The sequence below is a fragment of the Rosistilla ulvae genome, from assembly GCF_007741475.1.
Taxonomy (GTDB): Bacteria; Planctomycetota; Planctomycetia; order Pirellulales; family Pirellulaceae; genus Rosistilla; species Rosistilla ulvae.
Genome location: NZ_CP036261.1, coordinates 4,100,013 through 4,121,049, shown reverse-complemented (window position 1 = coordinate 4,121,049; position 21,037 = coordinate 4,100,013). Strand labels below are relative to the sequence as shown.

At 57.2% G+C, this 21,037-nt stretch carries 15 protein-coding genes; 6 read left to right on the top strand and 9 right to left on the bottom strand.

The window, feature by feature from the left end; genetic code table 11:
• Positions 1-61: 61 nt before the first annotated feature.
• The 4 genes from EC9_RS14525 to gmd all read right to left on the bottom strand — a co-directional run bounded on the left by EC9_RS14525 (position 62) and on the right by gmd (position 4,543).
• Positions 62-1,009, bottom strand: coding sequence for a DUF1559 domain-containing protein (locus EC9_RS14525; protein ID WP_145346350.1), 948 nt, complete (start codon positions 1,007-1,009; stop codon positions 62-64).
• Between the two features lie 178 nt (positions 1,010-1,187).
• Complete coding sequence (locus tag EC9_RS14520) at positions 1,188-1,571, bottom strand: hypothetical protein (protein WP_145346348.1); 384 nt, start codon at positions 1,569-1,571, stop codon at positions 1,188-1,190.
• Between the two features lie 276 nt (positions 1,572-1,847).
• The gene (ahcY, locus tag EC9_RS14515; RefSeq protein ID WP_145346346.1) at positions 1,848-3,185 is read right to left on the bottom strand and encodes an adenosylhomocysteinase; all 1,338 of its coding nucleotides are present in this window, start codon (positions 3,183-3,185) and stop codon (positions 1,848-1,850) included.
• A 329-nt stretch (positions 3,186-3,514) separates the two neighbouring features.
• Positions 3,515-4,543 carry a GDP-mannose 4,6-dehydratase gene (gene gmd, locus EC9_RS14510; RefSeq protein WP_145346344.1) on the bottom strand — a complete coding sequence of 343 codons (1,029 nt, stop codon included), beginning with the start codon at positions 4,541-4,543 and terminating at the stop codon, positions 3,515-3,517.
• 291 nt (positions 4,544-4,834) lie between these two features.
• On the opposite strand from gmd, the gene EC9_RS14505 reads away from it, so the two are divergent.
• Both EC9_RS14505 and EC9_RS14500 read left to right on the top strand, forming a co-directional pair.
• A complete protein-coding gene (locus EC9_RS14505; RefSeq protein ID WP_218934144.1) occupies positions 4,835-5,572 on the top strand; it encodes a 4'-phosphopantetheinyl transferase family protein in 738 nt (245 codons plus the stop codon).
• A 34-nt stretch (positions 5,573-5,606) separates the two neighbouring features.
• The gene (locus EC9_RS14500) at positions 5,607-7,415 is read left to right on the top strand and encodes a glycoside hydrolase family 2 TIM barrel-domain containing protein (RefSeq protein ID WP_145346340.1); all 1,809 of its coding nucleotides are present in this window, start codon (positions 5,607-5,609) and stop codon (positions 7,413-7,415) included.
• A gap of 145 nt (positions 7,416-7,560) precedes the next feature.
• Here the strand turns inward: EC9_RS14500 and mgtE are convergent, their stop codons facing one another.
• The 4 genes from mgtE to EC9_RS14480 form a co-directional block, all read right to left on the bottom strand.
• Positions 7,561-8,922, bottom strand: coding sequence for a magnesium transporter (gene mgtE / locus EC9_RS14495; RefSeq protein WP_145346338.1), 1,362 nt, complete (start codon positions 8,920-8,922; stop codon positions 7,561-7,563).
• A 112-nt stretch (positions 8,923-9,034) separates the two neighbouring features.
• Positions 9,035-10,195: a trans-sulfuration enzyme family protein gene (locus tag EC9_RS14490; protein WP_246105683.1), complete on the bottom strand. Its 1,161-nt coding sequence runs from the start codon at positions 10,193-10,195 to the stop codon at positions 9,035-9,037.
• Between the two features lie 62 nt (positions 10,196-10,257).
• Positions 10,258-11,496: a M16 family metallopeptidase gene (locus EC9_RS14485; RefSeq protein ID WP_145346336.1), complete on the bottom strand. Its 1,239-nt coding sequence runs from the start codon at positions 11,494-11,496 to the stop codon at positions 10,258-10,260.
• Positions 11,497-11,596: 100 nt separating this feature from the next.
• A complete protein-coding gene (locus EC9_RS14480; RefSeq protein ID WP_246105682.1) occupies positions 11,597-12,832 on the bottom strand; it encodes a M16 family metallopeptidase in 1,236 nt (411 codons plus the stop codon).
• Between the two features lie 350 nt (positions 12,833-13,182).
• On the opposite strand from EC9_RS14480, the gene EC9_RS14475 reads away from it, so the two are divergent.
• Positions 13,183-14,118 (top strand): 2-hydroxyacid dehydrogenase, encoded by a 936-nt coding sequence (locus EC9_RS14475; RefSeq protein WP_145346334.1) that lies wholly within the window; start codon positions 13,183-13,185, stop codon positions 14,116-14,118.
• Between the two features lie 648 nt (positions 14,119-14,766).
• Positions 14,767-15,753 carry a DUF1207 domain-containing protein gene (locus EC9_RS14470; protein ID WP_246105681.1) on the top strand — a complete coding sequence of 329 codons (987 nt, stop codon included), beginning with the start codon at positions 14,767-14,769 and terminating at the stop codon, positions 15,751-15,753.
• Positions 15,754-16,100: 347 nt separating this feature from the next.
• Here EC9_RS14470 and EC9_RS14465 read toward each other — a convergent pair whose 3' ends face one another.
• On the bottom strand, positions 16,101-16,973 hold the full coding sequence (locus tag EC9_RS14465) for a hypothetical protein (RefSeq protein ID WP_246105680.1): 873 nt from the start codon (positions 16,971-16,973) through the stop codon (positions 16,101-16,103).
• Positions 16,974-18,183: 1,210 nt separating this feature from the next.
• Here EC9_RS14465 and EC9_RS14460 point away from each other — a divergent pair.
• Entirely contained in the window at positions 18,184-19,833 is a 1,650-nt protein-coding gene (locus EC9_RS14460; RefSeq protein ID WP_145346331.1) for a leucine-rich repeat domain-containing protein, read from the top strand.
• A 591-nt stretch (positions 19,834-20,424) separates the two neighbouring features.
• Positions 20,425-20,826, top strand: a complete 402-nt coding sequence (locus EC9_RS14455; protein WP_145346329.1) for a hypothetical protein — start codon at positions 20,425-20,427, stop codon at positions 20,824-20,826.
• Positions 20,827-21,037: the final 211 nt, after the last annotated feature.

Here is a 21,037-nt window from a genome sequence, read left to right as displayed (position 1 = left end):
GCAGCTGTAGCGTTTCCCGACGCCGTTGGTTTCCGAGCGGCGCCGGGATGGAAGCAGCATGTTAGAAGCTGGCGTTCTGGATCGGTTCGCCACCTTGGCGAGTCGACAGCGCGCGGTAGACGTCCAGGTCGATCGTGTCGCTGATCATTCGGACCGAGCCATCGGCCAGAGTGAAGTGAGCTCCGGTGACATGTTCGCTGCTGAAGTCTTCGAAGTGCATGTGATCCGAATTCGGCGAGTGGTCGGTTACGCCAACGACCCGTGCTTCGGGCTCGGCAGCTTCGGGGATGACGCCGTGCCAGATCGCACTTCCTAGACGCCCGAAGCGTTCGCCAACCATCATCGTGCTGCTGGTGCCATCGACGAAGTCGCGGAAACGCAAGCGGCTGTCAGCGAAAAACGCACCGTCGCCGCGATAGGGATTGTCGTGAATCTCAAACGATCCGAAGACGCCGACATAGTTCGACTTCGATACGGTGAACAGATGAGGGCCGTCGTGATCGACGCTTTCAACAATCGCGCTGCTCATCGCATACGAGGTCGGAGCGACGACGCTGGCACTGTGCGAGTGGACATGGCCGCCGGAACCTTCGGCGATCAAGAACTGGTCCGGGGCGATGTCGCTAGGGCAGATGTACATCGAAAGGACCGTTTCGCGAACGGCATCGTGGATGCTGTCTTCGATCGGCAATCGGAAGTCGATCTGCTCATAGACGTTGTTCTGTTCGGCGAACGGCAGGATCGCGGCAGCCCAGCCCCAACCCGGTTCGAACTCGCCTTGGTAGCTGATCCATCCGGCGGGGAACTGGCGGAACGAATCGTGGTAGTTGTGCAAGGCCAGGCCGATTTGTTTGCAGTTGTTTTTGCACTGGGTTCGTCGTGCGGCGGCGCGAGCGGCTTGCACGGCGGGGAGCAACAAGGCGACCAGGATTCCGATGATCGCGATCACGACCAACAGTTCAACCAGCGTAAAGCCGCCGCGAGGGCGTGCGTGTTTTGAGGACAACATCAATGGCTTCTTATCAATGAATGAGATAATAGGTATTCGGATGAACTCGGATCGTAGGAACCAAATTCGGTTTCCTGGGGCGATCGAGCAGCGGCGCGCAGCAGATCTTCAGGGGATCTAAACGGAGGCTATCGCGCAGACAGACTTCCAGCGGATGCGTAAGCATCGCTAGCGATACCTAGACACGCGGCGGTCCGCGCGGTGAATAAGAAGCAACGTTTTCGTTGGGATGCCCTACCGTTGTCGTAGGGTCAGCCTGTGCAATCGCGTCGTCCGCAGCAAGCCGCTGCGGTGAGGCGATCGTTGGATTGGCGTGCGAATAGAAATCGCAAAGGGCACAAGCTCCATCACAGTCCGTCGCAACATCGGCAACCGAATCGGTCGGTGCCGCCTCGTGGCAACATCCGTCGTGACAGACAGACTTTTCCGTTGGACAGTTGGCGTGCGAGCAATCGCCGTGACCGTGCAGCCCAAAGATCGGGGCGTAATGCATTCCCGGTCCACCTGCAAATAGCAGGAAGTACAGCAGCAGCGTCGATAATCGAGCGCGTGGGGAATGCAACGGATAGGTCTCGGAGTGAATGAAGCTTCTTTTTAGTATCAACGTGCCGGCAGAGAAGTCAATCGCAGCTCTCCAAGATTTCACGTTGGCCCAGCTTGATTTCGGTAGCTTCTACGGCAGCGGGAGCTAAATCGTTCGGGCGGCCGGCGCGATGGTGCCATAAAAAACGGCCACGCGTTTCGCAACGCGCGGCCGTATCATCATTTGGTTAACGCTGGATCGGGTGTCGAAAATGCCCCCAAATGAAGGCGTTCACTGGACCCCGATCGCAGTCGATTAATAGCGGTAGTGGTCGGGCTTGTAAGGGCCTTCAACTGGCACGCCCATGTATTCGGCTTGGTCTTCGGTCAGCGTCGTCAGCTTCACGCCCAGCTTATCCAAGTGCAAGCGAGCGACTTCTTCGTCCAAACGCTTCGGCAGCAAGACGGTTTTGACTTCGTATTGATCGGTGTTCGACCACAGTTCCATCTGAGCCAAGCATTGGTTGGTGAACGAGGTGCTCATCACAAAGCTTGGGTGTCCGGTCGCACAGCCCAAGTTAACCAGGCGGCCTTGAGCCAGAACGATGACCGAGTGGCCGTCGGCGAAGGTGTAGCGATCGACGGCACCGATGTCAGCTGGTTTGATGTTCAGCTTGGTGACCTTGCCCGCAGCGACTTCACGCTCCAGCCACGCGATGTCGATTTCGGTGTCGAAGTGACCGATGTTGCAGACGATTGCATCGTTGGGCATCGCAGCCATGTGCTCGCCCAGGATGATGTCCTTGTTACCGGTGGTGGTGACGAACAGGTTGCCTTCTTTGGCGGCGTTGTCCATCGTGGTGACTTCGAAGCCTTCCATCGCAGCTTGCAGCGCGTTGATCGGATCGATTTCGGTGACGATCACGCGGCAACCGTAGCGTTGCAGGCTGTGGGCACAGCCCTTTCCGACGTCACCGTAACCGGCGACGACAGCAACTTTGCCCGCCAACATGATGTCGGTGGCTCGCTTCACGCCGTCAGCCAGCGATTCGCGGCAGCCATACAGGTTGTCGAACTTGCTCTTGGTCGCCGAGTCGTTGACGTTGATCGCAGGAACCTTCAACAGGCCCTTCTTCTCGAGGACTTGCAGGCGGTGGATACCGGCGGTCGTCTCTTCGCTGATTCCGCGGATGTCGTCCAGCAGTTCGGGGAAGCGTTCGTGAACCATCGCGGTCAAGTCACCGCCATCGTCCAAGATCATGTTCAGTTTTTCACCGCTTGGGAAAGTCAGCGTTTGTTCGATGCACCAATTGAATTCCTCTTCGCTCATTCCCTTCCAAGCGTAGACCGGGATGCCAGCGGCTGCGATCGCGGCGGCGGCATGGTCTTGGGTGCTGAAGATGTTGCACGAGCTCCAAGTTACGTCGGCGCCCAGTTCGACCAGGGTCTCGATCAGAACGGCGGTTTGGATCGTCATGTGCAAGCAGCCAGCGATGCGAGCGCCAGCCAATGGCTTCGATTTGCCGTACTTTTCACGCAATGCCATCAAGCCTGGCATTTCGTTTTCGGCCAGCATGATCTCTTTGCGACCAAATTCGGCCAGCGAAATATCTTTGACTTTGTAAGCTTCTCTGGTCATTTCAGCTTGTGACATTCGTTTGAACTCCTGAGTCGTGCCCCTTCGGAAAGCATCGTGGCGGTCGAAGGGAAAATTGTAGGATGGATAGACAGCCTCGGTGCAGCCATCGCCTGAACCGCCAGCCGCCTGCATTTACCTTACCGGTAAAATTTGAGGGGCTTCACATCGGCAGCATAACACAAAGGTTGCTCGAGGTGCATGGCGGTAAACCTCCGCCACGACTGCTAAACGGATTTTACGCTGCAGTGAAATTAGCGAGCCAGCCTTTGCTGGCTCGCTGGCATTTCTCGATCGCTGCAACGATGTGCATCTCCCTGCCATTCTGTGCGGGGACGCCGATTCTTTTAAGCACTGCCAGCGACAAACGTCTTGGCGTGAGCTTCGCGCTGTGCCAGTTCGAGGTCGTGTTCGACCATGATGCGAGCCAGTTCGCGGAGGTCGGTCGACGCGGTCCAGCCCAGCTTTTCCTTCGCTTTGGAAGGATCGCCCAACAGCAATTCAACTTCGGCCGGCCGGAAGTAACGCGGATCGATCTCCACGTAATCCTCCCAGTTGAGTTCCAGTTGCTCGAAGACCAAGCGAAGGAATTCACGCACCGATTGAGTTTCGCCAGTCGCCAGCACGAAGTCGTCCGGCTCGCTGTGCTGCAGGATCCGCCACATTCCTTCGACGTAATCCTTGGCGTAGCCCCAGTCGCGTTTGGCGTCCAGGTTTCCAAGATACAGTTTCTTCTGCAGACCCGCTTTGATCCGCGTCGCGGCGCGGGTGATCTTGCGGGTTACAAATGTCTCGCCGCGGCGTTCGGATTCGTGATTGAACAGGATCCCGTTGCAAGCGAACAGGCCGTAGCTTTCGCGATAGTTGACGGTTTGGTGGAACGCGTAAACCTTTGCACAGGCATAAGGGCTCTGTGGGTTGAATGGCGTCGTTTCGGTTTGCGGTGTCTGCAGTACATCACCGTACATTTCCGAACTGGAAGCTTGGTAGACGCGGACCTCTTTGATCTTCTGCAGTTGTCGAGCGGCTTCGAGAACGTTCAACGCCCCCACGCCCACGGTTTGCAACGTGTAGACCGGTTGGTCGAATGAGACCCGCACGTGGCTTTGGGCGCCCAGGTTGTAGATCTCGTCGGGCTTGATATCGAGCACGAGGTTGGTCAACGCCTGGCCGTCGGTCAGGTCGCCGTAGTGCAGCATCAGCGTCGGGTTGGCGTGCAAATCCTGGTAGATGTGGTCGATTCGCTCAGTGCCAAAAGTGCTGCTTCGGCGTACCAGTCCGTGTACGAGGTAGCCCTTCTCGAGCAGCAATTCAGCCAGGTAAGAACCATCTTGGCCGGTGATCCCGGTAATGAGTGCGGACTTCTGGTCTGCCATGAAAGACTGCCTTGGATAGGTAAGTTGGTTAGAATGTTCGGGCAACAGGCCTCATCGAACTAACGATATCAAATTTATCTTCGCCGAAGCAACCGCTTTGGGGCACGCGAGATGGACAAATACGCTTTTCCGTGCCCTGCGGCTGCGCGATGCCTAGCCAGGCCGGCGGCGGCGTCGTCACTGCGGCTAAATTAGACTAGAAAATAACAATTGATGTTGCTGGAGGGGCCAACAGCTCCCCCAACAGATTCTGCTCTTCTCCGCTGCACAAACCAAAACCGATTGGCCTGGATGTTTTCGTCTCCTCTTCTGTCGCCGAACACCGTCCATCTGTGGCGGATCGATCTGGAGCCCAACGGAGGCCCGTTTCCCGATTGCCTGGTCCCCGAGAACGATCTGCTGGCTCGAGAGGTGTTGTCGGACGAGGAGTTTGCGAAGGCGAGTCGCTTCGTTTCGCAACCGCTGCGATTGCGGTACGCCTCGGCGCACGTGGCGATGCGATTTATTCTCGGCAGCTATCTGAAGCGCCCCGCCGCCGAAGTCGTCCTGGCGGTGGAGAAGATGGGCCGGCCGATCGTCGACTTCGCCGCGATGCAGCTCGCTCCGTCGCTCTTCTTTAATCTGTCACACACCGAAGACATCGCGCTATTGGCGGTTGGTTCCCAAAATCCGTTAGGCGTCGACATCGAAGCGATCCGCGAGATGAAGTCGCGGCCGGGAATCGACCGCCAGGTTTACACCGAGACCGAGCGGCAGCGGTTGCTCGACGCCAGCAATTCGCTGTGGTTCGATCACTGGACTGCCAAAGAAGCAGTCTTAAAAGCGACGGGCTACGGCTTCTATCTCAGTCCCTTGCAGATCGAAATCGACGCGAGTCTCCGTTTCGCTGTCGCCAACGAAAAGTCGGGCCCTTCGCGGTGGCTGCTGCATCGCAGTCCTCCTTCATCGCGGTGGTCGGCGACGCTGGCCACCTCGGCACCGATTGAGGCGATCGATCAGCTGGAGTTCCCCTGGCAGCAGATCCTTTGATCCGATCTTTCCACGATCCTAAACGAGGTCTCTCATGTTCGCAGAACGATCGAAATTGCAAGCTCTCGTTTTGGCGACGTTGTTGGTGTTCATCGTGGTCGGCGAGACGGCAGCTCAAATTCCAGTAACCCTTCACCACGATCAGACCGACGGATTTCGCCTGCTCCGCGGCGGCAAGGATTACGTCGTTCGCGGCGTCGGCGGGACGCAGCACTTGGATCGCTTGTCGGCGGCTGGCGGGAATTCGATCCGCACTTGGTCGACTGAAAATCTCGATCATGTGCTCGACACCGCTCACAAAAACAACTTGAGTGTCTGCGTTGGATTGTGGTTGGGACATCCGCGACATGGTTTTAACTATCAGAGCGAAGCAGAGGTTGCGGCTCAATTGCAGACCTGTGTCGATGCGATCACAAAATACAAGGACCACCCGGCGGTCTTGATGTGGGGAATCGGCAACGAGATGGAGGGAGACGGCAACAATCCAGCGATCTGGTACGCCGTCGACCACATCGCCCGAGTTTGCAAACAGATCGATCCGGCGCATCCGACGATGACGGTGATCGCCGAACTGGGGCAGGACAAGGTCGGGCAGATCGAACGCTATTGCCCCAACATCGACATCATCGGCGTTAATTCTTATGGCGGGATCGCGTCGCTGGATCAACGGTATCGCGCCGCCGGGGACAGCAAGCCTTATATCGTCACCGAACATGGGCCACATGGACCGTGGGAGGTCGAAAAGACGCCGTGGGGTTCGGCGATCGAAGCGACCAGCACCGCCAAGGCGGCTCAATACGCTGTCGGCTTCCGCGAAGCGGCTCGCCAAAAATCGAGACTCTGCCTCGGCTCGTATGCCTTTTTGTGGGGTGACAAACAGGAGACGACGGCGACATGGTTCGGGATGTTGTTACCCGACGGATCGCGGTTGGCCGCTGTCGATGCGATGACCGAAGCGTGGACGGGCAAGCCGCCCGAAAACCGATGCCCTCAAATCGATCGCCTCTCGCTGGAACAGACCGATGGACTGAAGCCGGGGGACAAAATCCGGGCGACGTTGGTTGCCAGCGATCCCGAGTCCGACCCGCTCATAACCAAATTGATCCTGCGACACGATTCGGGAACGGTCGGCGTCGGCGGCGATTGGCAAGCCGAAGAGATTGCGCTGAGCGATGCGGTCGTGGGGGACTCTCGACAAGCGGTCCTAACGGTCCCCGACGCAGGCGGTGGCTATCGATTGTTCGCTTATGTTCGCGACAGCAAAGGTGGAGCCGCTGTTGCCAACATCCCGCTGCGCGTCGATGCGCCAATGATCGCGATTGCGTCGCCCAAGCCCAAGCTTCCGTTGATCGTTTATGGTGACGCGATGGAAACCGAGCCCTACGCGGCATTGGGATTCATGGGGAACACGTCGGCTGTCAAAATGACTTTGGACAGCCGCGACGATCCGCACTCGGGGCCAACGTGTCTGCAAGTTGAGTACACGGCGGCCGACGGCTGGGGAGGTGTTTTCTGGCAATCGCCGCCGGGAGATTGGACCGGATCGCAGCCCGGCGGTTTCGATTTGTCCGCCGCGGGAGAATTGCAGTTTTGGGTTCGCGGAGCCGCAGGGGGCGACGTGGTGAACTTTGTCCTGGGAGCGATCGATGGGGACCAGCCCTATCGCGACACCGCCAAGGTGGAAAGAAAAGATGTTCGGTTGACCGACCAGTGGCAGCAGATCCGCATTCCGCTCGACGGTCGCGATCTGACGCGGATTAAAACGGGATTCGGTTGGTCGCTGGCGGGACAAGGCAAACCGGTGACGTTTTATCTCGACGATATCCGCTACGTCGCTCGATGATCATGGCGGCAGTGGCTAGTGGTTTGTCAAACTTTGATTTTAGGACTGATGGCAATGGACGAGGTCACGAGTCCCCATAATCTCTGGCGCGAGCTCGTGACCTCGTCCACTACCTCAAATTCAAATATGGATGAAGCACTAGCCGCTATTCCGCGACGCCACTGAGCACGATGCGGGCGACGTTGATGTAGATCATGATCCCTAAAATGTCGACGATCCCCGCGACAAACGGATTGCTCATCAAAGCGGGATCAAGTTCCAAGCGTTTGAACAGCAGCGGCAGCAGGCCGCCGGCGATCGCTCCGCTGCTGATCACCAACAGCACGGTGATTGGGATCGTGATCGCTGCGTAGGGGCTGGGGGCGACAAACAACGCAAAGATATATCCGATCGTTCCCAGCGAACCTCCTAACAGCACGCCCATCATGACCTCGCGGATCGCGACGGTCCGCCAGTCTCCAACTTTCACATCGCCGCTGGTCAGCGCCGTGATCACCAGCGTCGCCGATTGGCTGCCGGTGTTCCCGCCGCTACTGATCACCAACGGGATGAACCAGGCCAACCAGATGAATTTTTCCAGCTCGACGTCGTAGTGCCTCAGCAGAAGCATTGTCAACATCGCGGCGAAAAAGAGGACGGTCAGCCAGATGCCTCGCTTCCAGGTCAGCGTGAGAATGTTCTCTCGCAGGTAACCTTCATCCAGCGGAGCGACCGCCGCGATCCGTTGAACGTCTTCGGTCAATTCGTCGCGCAACACATCAATCACGTCATCGTGCGTGATGATCCCCATCAGCACGCGGCCCTCGTCGACCACGGGAATCGCCAGCAGGTTGTAGCGTTCGACCTTTTCGGCGACCGATTCTTGATCTTCGTCGATCTGCACCGTGACGATATCGGTGTCCATCAGTTCGCCCATCGTGGTGTTGGGCTTTCCCATCGCCGCGATCAATTGACGCCCCGATACCACCCCTCGCAATTGGTGATCTTCGTCGACGACGTACAGATAATAAATCGTCTCGTGATCCGCGGCCTGACGGCTCAGGTCGTCCAACGCTTCGCGAACGGTCAGCGAGGCGGAGAGCCGAACGAAATCGGTCGTCATCAGCGCGCCGGCGGTCTCTTCGGCGTGGCTCTTCAGCCGCATGATGTCGCGGCGTTCGGCCTCGGGCAACAGCGGCAGGATCTCGTTGGCCCGCTCGTCCTCCAGTTCGTGGATCAGGTCGACCCGATCGTCCGAAGGCATCTCGGCGACCAAGTCGGCAAGCCGCTGCGGATCCTCTTGTTCCAGGATCTCCAGCTGACGCTCTTCCTCCAGATAACTGAAAATCTCCGCTCGCAGCGCCACGTCGGCGTGCTGTAAAACCTGCCACGCCTCGTTGGCTGTCAGCCCCTCCATGAACTCGGCCGTGCGGACCGGATGGAGTGCCGTGCAGAACTCTGCAAGATCCGAATCGTTCGATTCGGCAAGCATTTCACGCAGTTCGGGTAGAAATAGAGTATTGACCATGGGGCTCTAAGTGGGCGCGGCGTGGTGTGGCGGACGGTATTACATCGGCGTCAAAAAAGTGGGAGATAGCTTTTTGGGGGGGAGCTGCGGGCTCGTTTCAGCCAGCGGAAATTCAAACCGATTCGATGGCTTGTTCGATATCTTGTCGTAGATCGTCAAAATCTTCTAGACCCACCGACAGGCGGACCAGCGCGTCGGAGATGCCAGCTTTGGCGCGATCGGCGGGATCGTAACTGGCGTGCGACATCGATGCAGGTTGTTCGATCAGCGATTCGACCGCACCCAAACTGACGGCCAAGTGGAACAGGTGCGTCTTGCCCACCATCGCGGCGGTCGCCTTGAAGTCGCCCGCCAGTTCAAAGCCGAGCATCGCACCGTAGATGCCGTCGAATTGGCGCGCGGCCAGTTCGTGGCCGGGATGCGATGTGAGGCCAGGGTAATAGACTCGTGAGACACGAGGGTGGGCGGCGAGCCAATCGGCCAATCGCGCCGCGGTTTTGCTCTGCTCGCGAATCCGAACGTCCAGCGTCTTGAGCCCGCGGCCGATCAGAAAGCTACTGAACGGATCGAGGACCGCTCCGGTTGCGTTTTGGACAAAATAGAGTCGGTCGTAGAGTTCTTTGACGGCGACCGAGAGGGTTCCGCCCAAGCAATCGCTGTGGCCACCGAGGTATTTGGTGGCCGAGTGCATGACGATGTCGATCCCAAATTCCAGCGGCCGCACCAGGACGGGCGTTCCGAAGGTGTTGTCGACACCGATCAGGGCGCCGCGAGAATGGGCTAGTTCCGCCAGCGCGGTGAGGTTGGGGATCGAGAAGAGCGGGTTGCCGATCGTTTCCGCCCACAGCAGTTTTGTATTCGGTTGGATCGCCGCAGCGACAGCGTCCAGATCGGTCATGTCGACAAGCGTCACCGAGATCCCGTTGCGATCGCAGATCTTGTGCAGCAAGCGGTAGGTGCCGCCATAGATGTCTTTGCCGGCGACGACATGGTCGCCATTGCCCAACAGCATCGTCACGCAGTGCGTCGCCGCCATCCCGCTGCTGAAAGCTAACGATCCGACAGCTCCCTCGAGCGAATTGAGCGTCGCTTGCAGGTTCGACCGCGTCGGGTTGCCGCTGCGCGAATAATCGAACTCGCCCCACTCACCCGCTCCGGGTTGGCGAAACGTGCTGGCGAGATGGATCGGCGGCACGACGGCTCCGGTCTGCGGATCGATCGAGTTGCCGTCGTGGATAGCGCGTGTGCGGAATTTCATAGGTCGCTGAGTCATCGTGGGATTGCGGATGCGGGCGGTTGGGGAATGGGCAAGGGATCAGTGGAGGATTGCGAAGATTAGGTCGCTGGCGATTTACTGACCGTGCGGACTTCGGTTCGATAATGCATCGGGAATTCGGCCAACACGCGTCGCAAATCGCTATCGCTGACCGATCGGTATCGCTGCAGTTGATGATCGAGCGTCTCATAAACGCCACGCAATTGCCAGGCGTTGCCGATCGAAAACATCCGGTTGCTAGGGCGTTCGCTCGACAGAATCAGTCCCGCACACATGCGGTTTTTCGCCTGTTCGATCTCGTCGTCGGTCGGTCCATTTTTAACGAAAACTTCAATCGCCCCATCGACAAGTTTCAGGTTCGCGTCGACGTCTTCGGGGGCACAACTTAGATAGGTGAACAACAGGCCTGCGTCCTGAAATTCTTGCGTCCACATCGTCGCCACATCGGCCCGGCCGGTGTCGATCAGATCCCAGAACAGCCGGCTGCCCCCTTCTTCGCCCATCATCGAGACCAGCATCCGCATGGCGAATCGGTCATCGTTGGCGATCGATGGGGCCGCACCGACACGGATCACGTAGGTCTGGCTGGAATCGGGGACTTTCAGGTCGATCTTCGTTTGTTCGTCGGTCGTCGTGGCGGGAGTCATCGCCGCAGATTCGACGGTCGGCCAATCGCCGGCGAGCGATTCGACCTGCCGAACGACCTCGTCAAAGTCGACACATCCGGCGACCGACAACAACATGTTCTTGGGATCGTATCGCCGATCAAAGTAGCCACGCATCGCGGTCGAGGTCATCTGTCCGATCGATTCGGGAGTCCCCAACACGCGGCCACCCAGAGGGTGCCCGGCAAAGTAAGTTTCCATCGAACGTTCGAACGCACCAAACGGCGGTTGGTCGTCGTATTTGGCGATCTCTTCCAGGATTACTTGACGTTCGGTCTGGAAGTCGTCGTCTCGCAGCGCCGGACGCATGATGTCGCACAACAGATCGATTGCCCGGTCCTGGTACTTCGGCAACACGGTCGTGTAATAAACCGTTTGCTCTTCGCTGGTGTAAGCGTTCGCTTGGCCACCTAGTTCGTCCAATTCGCGATTCACATCGGCAGCGGTCCGCCGCGATGTTCCCTTGAAGACCATGTGCTCCAGGAAATGGCTGAGCCCTAATTCTTCGGGCCGTTCGTCGCGAGCTCCCGTGCGAACAAAGAACCCAAACGCCGCGGTATATCCCGCCGGATTGATCTCCGCGATGATTTGCAGTCCGTTGGCGAGCGTGTGCTGTTTGAATTCCAAAGTCATCTTAAGTGGGTCACATGCAAGTAGAGGTTGGGTTTTGATGCAGGTCGGCGGCGGCATTTGTTTCCGACGACCTTGCGTTTGGATCGAAGGATCGCGTCGCTTAAGGAACCTTCAGCGGTTCGGGGCCAACGGTGACGATCCGCAAGTCTTTCGGTGGATTGCGTTTCCAGTAGTCGACGAGGTCGGCGGTGGTCAGCGCGTCGATCTTCTTTTGCAATTCGTCGCGCGATTGCACGCGGCCCAACAGGTACCAATCCGAAACGATCGCCGAGGCCCGCGACGCGCTCGATTCCTGTTCCATGATCAGGCTGCTTTGAATCCGCACCTTCAGCCGTTCCAGTTCGCTCTCTTCGATTCCATCGGCGATCCCTTGCAGTTCCTGCAGCGTGACGTCGAGCGTCTCCTGCGCCCGTTCGGCGGTGGTCCCTGCATAACAGAAGACACCTCCGCCCTCGCGCATCGAATGGCAACCGGCGGAGATCGTGTAGCACAGCCCACGCTCTTCACGGACCCGCGTGAACAACCGGCTGCTCATCCCGTCGCTCAACACGCCGATGGCGGCTCGCATCGGGTAATAATCCGGATCGCCATAACGAACCGCGGGAAAGGCGATTCCCAGATGCGTCTGTTGGGATGGATGTTCGATATGTTCGTAACCGGCGGTCCCAACGACCGGCTCTTCGCTAATCGGATCGCCGGGCTTCCAGTCGGCGAACAACGTTTCGACATGCGACCGAACGACGTCCCAATCGAAGTTGCCAGCGACCGACAGCATCGCGCCGCAGGGTTGGTAGCGACGTTGATAGAACGATCGGATGTCAGCGGCATCGATCGCCATCAAGCCCGCTTCGTCCCCCAGAGAATTCCGTCCCAGCACGTCGCCATAATGCATCTGTTTCAAACGGTTCATCATCGTTTGCGGCAGGTCGTCTTCGGCGGCTTGCAATTCTTGCAGACACATCAGGCGGGCGTCTTCGATCTGGTCGCCGGGCAGATGCGGCCGCATCACCATATCGGCGTACAGTGTCAGCGCATCGGGGAGCGATTCGGCCGGCATCGATCCGCCAAAGCTGCCGTGGGCCGTGGAGATGCTGCTGGATCGATCCAAGCCCAAATTGTCTTGGATTGCTACCAGATCGCGGCTGCTGTGATTGCCCGCTCCGCGTTGGATCATCTCGTTGACAAAGCCTGCCAAGCCGAGTCGGTCGGGAGATTCGAAACGGCAGCCGGCGGGCAACATAAATGCGAAGGCCGCCGAGCGCAGCCAGGGCATTTTATCGCCTAGCAAGACAAGGCCATTGTCGAAGGTGTGATGGAGCGTTGTTTCGTAAGGCACGGATTGCCGCCAAATTGGGTGTGCAAATGAAATACAGCTGCCGAGATTATGACCGAATTGATGGTTGGGCAGGAGGGGGAGAGAGGGCCTGCTGAAATCGAGCGGGCGGCACCGTGGGGGGACGAAAATTTGAGACCAACTTACCGGTGCCGTCCCTTTGGGGCCCGATCTTATTCGGTCGCTGTTTTGCCGTTTCGGTGATGCCTTGGTCCACGTCGACTGTTCGCCTTGGGGCCCAAATCGCCTGGTTTGCACAATTTGCAAAATCGGTGCTGCAACGTTCGATAACAACGCGGAAAAACGCAAGCAAGTAACTGCAGCAGTCCTCCAATGGGTATACAATCACCGGCATGAAAGACATCATCCTCACCGATCCGCTGCCCGAGTTCTTTTTGCCTCCTGCGCAGGTACGATGTGAACTGCGCTATTTCGATTCGGCGACCGATGCCGACTTCGCCGCCGCCCGCGGCATCTTGGCCTACGGGCATGTCCGGATCGACGGCCAAATGATGGATCGATGTCCTCAGTTGCGTGTGATCAGCAACCACGGTGTTGGAGTCGATCATATCGATTTGCAGGCTGCCGCGGCGCGAGGTATTCCGGTCGGCAACACGCCCGGATGTGTCGACGCGGCGACAGCCGATCTGACGATCGCGCTGATGCTGGCGACGGCGCGGAGGTTGGTCGTCAGCGATGCGTTCGCCCGAAGCGCGGATTTCACGCAATACAACCCGGCGCTATTGATCGGCCAAGAAGTGACCGGCAGCACGTTGGGGATTGTTGGAATGGGGAGGATCGGATGCGAGGTAGCGCGGCGAGCCAAAGCATTTCAAATGCGGTTGCTGTACCACAACCGGTCCCGCCGTCCCGAGGCCGAAGCGGAGTTTGGCGTCGAATACCGCTCGCTGGATGATCTGCTGCAAGAGTCCGATTTTGTTTCGCTGAACTGTCCGCTGACGTCGGAGACGGCGGGCATGATCGGCGCGGCGGAGCTTGGAAAGATGAAACCGACGGCGATCCTGTTGAATCTGGCTCGCGGGCAGGTCGTCGATACGCAAGCTTTATATGAAGCGCTTCGCGATGAAACGATCCAAGCGGCGGGATTGGACGTCACCGATCCCGAACCGTTGCCGCGAGATCATCCGCTGTTCCAGTTGTCCAACGTGATCATCACGCCTCATCTGGGCAGCGCCACCGGCCGCACGCGACATACGATGATGCAGCGGACGCTCGAAAACCTGTTCGCCGGTCTCGACGGCCAACCGCTGCCCAACGAAGTCCAGTAGTCACCGCGACGGACCAATCTTTCGCTGGGCGACTGGGGGTCCATTCCGGAGGATCATAGAGCTGACCGAGAGTTGTCGTGTCGGTTAACGCTTGCGCCACATGGAATCCGCTGTTGAAATTCCTCCTTGCCTGGCTCGTCGCAGCAGCAAACGCATTTGCTGGCATTGCATGAGAGAATGCGAACGGGTGCCATGGAGCAATAGCAAAGCGTGGCCCGGATCTTTTGACTGTTCATCAATGTCTCGCAGATGCTAGCGAATTCTATTCGGCGAAATCCCGCGTTGTGCATTTTCCCGAAGAGCAACACGACCGATACGGCCGATATATCCAAAAGGATCGCGACGCGATCGTACTACAAATCGCGTTTCGCTAGCAAAGAAGTTGGCGATTGCATCGCGAACAGAGATGACCTAAGGCGGCGGAAGAAGAGGTGAGCACTCGGCCCAAGCAAAGCCAGGGGCAGCCTCGCACTCTGAATCCACGCCGCGACACCATGGAGCTGCTGGCAATTGCCGACGCGGCGACGAGCTGACGAAGCGGATCGTCCTCGTCGATATCCTCTGTGGGTTCGTAACTGAGTTTGTATTGCTTCGAATTCAACAATGCAGGCAAGCTGTTTGTACCGTTCAAACTCCTCGAACCGCCTATTGGCAGTCGTCAGATCCTTCGCATGGATCGTGTTGCTGTTGAACGCCCCGCAGTCCGTCGTCACGGGTGACGATGGGATTGCAGTGGTGTCGTGGAGTGAAGTCGCTGAGCTTGCTGCCGCTTCGGCGATCACCGTCGAGGAGCCGGTTGTCATTTATGAGTCGGCTGCCCAGCCCATTCCGCCGTTGCCGCCGGCGATGATCACTGCTGCGGCGCCTCAAGACGCGTGGACTTGGCAGACGCTGCCCGAGGGTTTGATGTGGCACTCCTATATGGCGGGGCCTCACGAGCCGCGAATCTCCACGGTCCTCTTCAGTGAACACGATGGTGGTGCGTTTTGGGACGCGACGTTAGGTGGCCGCGTCGGCCTGCTGCGTTATGGCACCAGCGACGCGAAGCACCCCGAGGGTTGGCAATGGGATCTGGAAGGTGCGGTGATCACGCGTTTGGATCTGTACAACTCCGAGGACGTTGAGTCGAACGATTTCCGCTTTGGGACCGAGCTGACAAAAGCCTTGGGTGCGTGGTCGCTGAAGTTTGGCTACTTCCACATCAGCTCCCACGTCGGCGACGAATATATGGAGCGGAACCCGACGTTTGAACGGATCAATTATGTTACCGAGTCTCTGATCCTGGGTGCCAGCTACCAGGCTCTCGATTCGCTGCGTCTTTACGGCGAAACCGCATTTGCATTTAAAATGTCCGGCGGAGCGAGGCCGTGGCAGTTTCAAACCGGATTTGAGTATGTGCCGGTTCCCAAGTCGCTGAAGTGGGGCGGACCGTTTACCGCGATGAATCTCGACATCCGCGAAGCGGTTGGATATTCGCCGAGCTTGACCGCACAAATGGGCTGGCAAATTCCCGGCAGCCAATCCGGCCGACGGCTCCGTTGGGGTGCTCAATACACCAACGGCCACAGCACCCAATTCGAATTCTTCCAACGCAAAGAACAGACGATCGGCGGCGGCATCTGGTTCGATTACTGATCCGATGATGACGGATTCCATCAGGTGTCGTCCGAGGCAAAGGGCGCAGTTCCATCGTCGAGTGCCGACCTATCGCTCCGCTCGGGAACCATACGGCAGTAGAGTGCGACAGGTAAAGCTTGGGGACAGGCATTGTTTGAACTCGGGAATGTTCGCGAGTCGGGGGGAGCGATGTTGGTTACCGAAGGCTGCAGGGACAGCTACGGGGGGCGTTGCGTGATGCGTATCGCGAGTTCAACACAATCTTGGGTGGGGCCATTTGGCTTATTGGGGCTGTTTTTTGGGAGAGGCGGCGCATTGATCGCCAGAGATTGTGCGGTTTGAGGGCAAATCGGGTTCTGGCGTCGCTATGGGACTGCACCGATCAGTGGATTGCCGGGAGCTTGGATCCAGGCTTGGCCACGCCGTCTGGCCTCTTGAGCGAGACTCTCCGAAGTGCCGGCGGCGCGTTTGAAAATGCGTCCAAAACGCGAAACCAAGTTACACCAAGCGTGGGGCTCCAGCCCGATACGCCTCAAGATAGGTGCAAGCTCGGCCGGAATCGAACCACGCTTCTCGTTGCAGAGTTTACGCCCGGTCCAATCGAGCAGTTCGAGATAACGGGTTAGAGAAATTGACAAGAATCCTTTGCAGCTTGCCCGCCGGAAACTTGGTTCGATATCGGGGCCGGTCGGATCATCGCGCTCGTTGATTTCCACCGGACTCATCCATCCACTATGGCGTGGTTTGCAGGATCGTTCCCAGTCGTGCGACAGTGTTGGGGGCTCCGCCGCCGTCTCGACGATGTCATCGATCCGCTCCTTGGCTCCAGTGAAATCGCTACGTTCGAGCGATTCGGCTATCGCAGCCCGGATCGGATTCAAGTCGACATAGGCTGAACAGGCAAGCACGCTCGCTTCGTCGAGCAAGACCTGCGCCTTGTATCTTCCCTCCCAGAAGTGGCCGGTCACGCCATCTTCGGCATTACTGCGTCGGGCGATGTTTTCCGCAGTGCACCGCATCCACCAACTGATGTCCGACAGTCGCCGGCGCCGTTGGGCGAGGATCTTCTGGTTGCTCGCAATCATTTGGACCTCGGCAACGCTGGGATCGGCTGGCGAGCCATCGTCGTTGCGGCGATTGGGAAACAAACGCAGCCAGCGGTGTGCCACTTCTTCGTCGGACAAAGCCGCAACCACATCCGGCCGACTGCGTAAGACCAAGTGCAGATGATTGCCCATGATCGCGAATGTTAGGCAATCGATGGCAAAGCAGGAGGCAAGAAATTCGAGTCGGTTTCGGATCCAGCCGCGACGATGTTCAAACGATGTCCCTGTAAGACGGTCCAGGCCGCACAAAAAGGCTCGGCGGACGCACCGTTCGATGCAATGCACGATCTGCACCTGATCCGGATCGATTACCTCTCCCCTTGCCTTCCGAGACATTACCAGAGCCCTCCAAAAGCCAAGCCACTTCGCCTTGGACCAAAACACTTTGCAATTCTAGGCGTCTCTGCCTTCCCAGGCAATTGGAACGTGCCAGTCCCCAATCGTTCTCCTCAATCGTTCTTTTGCAGCGTTGGAGTCAGGAAACCGGCGATTATCTGCCGAGCCGGCGGACGCCCGACGAATTCGATCGCGTCAGCGGAGAGCCCGACCATAGCGTTCGGGTGCGACCGCGGCCTTCGAAACAAGAGATGTGTGGCACCAACGGGAAATATTGAAACCGATTCGCTCGCAGGCACCGCGTCGGTTTCGACAGGGACGGTCCGTAGCAATACCAGCACGAAGCGCCACCGAGTGAGCGGGCGAATTGGGACAGGCATCGACTTCAAAAGAGCCTGTCCCCAATCGAATCGCCAAAACATGCCTGTCCCCAATCGTTACCCAATCATTCCCCTTGGTATTCGTGGCAATTCCGAGGAACGCCGGCCACTGCGTCTGCCGATCTCTGCTACTACCCTAGACACGATCGTCGCGGGTGCAGAACAAACTGGCCTGCCGCAAAATACGTTGGTAGGTCTCGCCCTGCGTCGGCATTGCGCAACGCAGCGCCGACGCAGGACGAGACGATAGTGCGTCTTGAGCAGTTCCTCTAGCTCTGACACCAAATGGGGCGGCGTGGTCGCCAACGCAAAGCAGTTTCATGGCTTGGGATAACGCCTGGCCGCAGTTTGCCACGTTTCATCTTGCTCAAGTGCAATTGCGAAATCCCCGGCTTGATGCCCCAACCCACCAGTGTGCTGCCAGCTGGACCGAGGCAACAGCCACAGCAACTTTCCGTAAGCGTCTGCGTTGGCCGATTTGCCCAATGCTCTCCCAGGTAGCGCAATGGAGTGGGCGTGAAGTCAGCCTCGGGATAGCAAAACGGAACACTTGATGACTGCCCACTCGCCGGTTCTAATGGGGGGGTGCACTGCTAACACAAAGCCCCCTCTGAAGCCAAAGCTCGATGTCCAAAACTCATTTGCGATTTGTTGGTCTCGCCTTGTTGTGCGCTATCACGCACAACTTCGGATTCCCCGCAAGCGTCCAAGCCGCCTCGCCGAATATGGTCCGAATCCATACTTGGACAGGCGACAGATACTTTGGCCCACTCATCGACGAAAGCGAGGATGAGTTGTCGATCTTCGACATTGCAGCCGCGACGACGGTCAACCTCAAAAAGAAGGCGATCGAAATAAGAGTCGGTGACATCGAAGAAGTACTGGCTGATTCGCACGTCCCATTTGCTTCCTACGCAGCGTGGAAGCTCGGCAAGATATTGAAGGCTGGACGACTCGAAGCCACCATCGTCCACAATTCCGAGAAAGGAGTATTCGTGAATCGCGGATCGGAGGACGGAGTCGAAACCGGCCGTCGCTGTGTCTTGCTCGGAGATCCCGAGACGATCGTCGATCCTACTAATGATGAAGTGTTGGGAATTATCCGCGAACAACTCGGCAACGCGATCCCATTGACGGTCGTTTCCGAACGGCTAAGTACAATCAATTTCCCAGAGCCAACGGACGAAGATGCTCAACAGGTGATAGACGCCTTCGCAATGAAACGGCAAGTAGAGATCGAGCAGCAAGCCAAACGAATAGTTCTCGCACCGCCTCGATGGAAGCCATCCGCCGATGCCGATTCCCTAACCGATGACGCGAACTTTCTCCATGCTCACCTCATCTCGGAGTTGGTCCGATACGGTTTCAACGTCGTGTCGAAAAAGCAAACGGAACTAATGCGACAGCGGATCGCTGACAAGCGTCAGATTGCAAGCCGTGACGTACCCGATATCGAAATCGCCAAGGAAGCCAAAGCAGATGTTCTTGTCTCTGTCGACATGCTCGCGAAAGGCATCACTTGCCAAGTTCAGCTGCAAGCTACGGATCTACAGACAGATGAATACCTTGGCATCGTTTCCGGTAGCACGCGCCGGAAGAACCTGAAGGAGGAATCGGCACGCTCTATTGATTTTACGAATGGGATCAACGCGGGGAAACAATTAGGCATTCGAGTGAACTCCGTTTTCGTTTCTCTGTTTGCGCTGGCGGATTTCGTCCACTTCAACGATGACGGAAGCGTCAAAACGATCAGGTGGGGCAACCGCCCCATGATGCCTGAGCAATTTGCTTTAGTCTGCGGCTTGAAGTCCTTGCAAGAATTCCAGTGCAACTATTCTCACCTTAATGACTCGGACGTCAAAAAACTATCTGCGTGCTCAAACATATGGCACCTTGGAATCTGGGGGAATCGAATCACCGAGGAATCCTGCGAAACGATCGCCAACGAATTCCCCAAGATCACTGCGATCAATATTGGTGGTACAAAAGCTCTCACAGAACAGGGAGCGAAAACGCTAGCCACCAATCGCAATCTTAGTTCAATCTATGCCTTTGAGACAAACTTGACAGATGAAGGGCTGACGCACCTCGCGACGCTTCCCAAACTTCGTCAGCTAGTGATCAACAATTGCAAAATTTCAGATCGTGGACTCGCTTCTCTCCACGATCGGCATTCCCTTGCACTATTGGACATTCGCAGGACGAGAGTATCAAAACAAGGTGTCGAAAAGATTCGGGCCGCACTTCCAAAATGCAATGTGGTATCAAATTTCTAGCCAGAAGTACGGGCGGCTCATTTTGGTTCGCATTCAGCACACACCACATTCTACGCACGTTGGGGAATCAACCGGTATCCGGCAAGCAACCTTTAAAGCTGCCACAAGCCAGGCACTGCCTCTCGTCGCGAAATGAAGCACCTACCCGGGCCGATGAACCTATCGAGAACCGAAATTGCGGGATAGGTGGGTAATACCACGATAGGATGAGTATTCCTCCCATTTCCCATTACCAATGGGTATCCCTCCACTGAATATGGTCGAACCAAAGGTTGGAAAACCGAGGCACCCGTCGGGTTCTGACCCACACAAATTTGTGTTCAGGAAGATGTGATTTTCTCGCGTGAAATCGAGATCGCTTGACTCCCAAGATCATCCCCCCGTGTTGTTCTCGCACCGCGTCAATTCTTCATTCGGGTAGCTCGTAAAGTCTTGTGAGATCAGCTAGTAGTTGTCAATTGCAAACATCGGGCACCCTCTTACAGCTCAGGTTGGATTCCAGTAACGGACGGTTTGGGAGCATCGAATGTTCAAATGTGTTTCAGTTCCAATTGAGTTGGGTATCAAGGAGATCTTGCAGTGATGAGGAATATGAAATTGACAGTGTTCTCAGGTCTAGCTTTACTGTTTGGGTGTGAACATTCTGAACTCCCTGTGCAATCCGGTATGACAATCGTTTTTGGGACCGTCACGATTGATCAACAACCGCTAGACTATGGGCAAATCTCGTTTATTCCAAGCGACCCTGGTGACCACCATGTTCCTGATGGGGAATTCATCGCAGCGATCGAGGCCGGGCGATTTGAAATCGAGATCCTACCTGGTACTCATCGAGTGGAAATTGTCAAAAACGAAGGCTTGGATCCAGACGTCCCCGGACAGATCCGGCAGGTACTTCCGGAACGGTACAACGTCGACAGCGAATTGGTTGCAACCGTCGAGATGAATCCGAGCACCGAACTGGCGTTTGCACTGGCGTCATCGAATCAGTAGCTGGGGGAGCTGTTCCCTTGGTTGCTGAAACTCTTGATGCTCTCTCTGCTGAAAACGTACGTCGGTAGGATTGATCCCGGCAACCGTTCGTGACAGCGTGTCAACGAAAGCCATAAAGCCCGCGATGGCAAACCAACACGAGGCGTTTCAAGCATTGATCGCAACAATCATTTGTCCCGGCCAAGACGTTGACGTTGAATTCTGGCTGCAG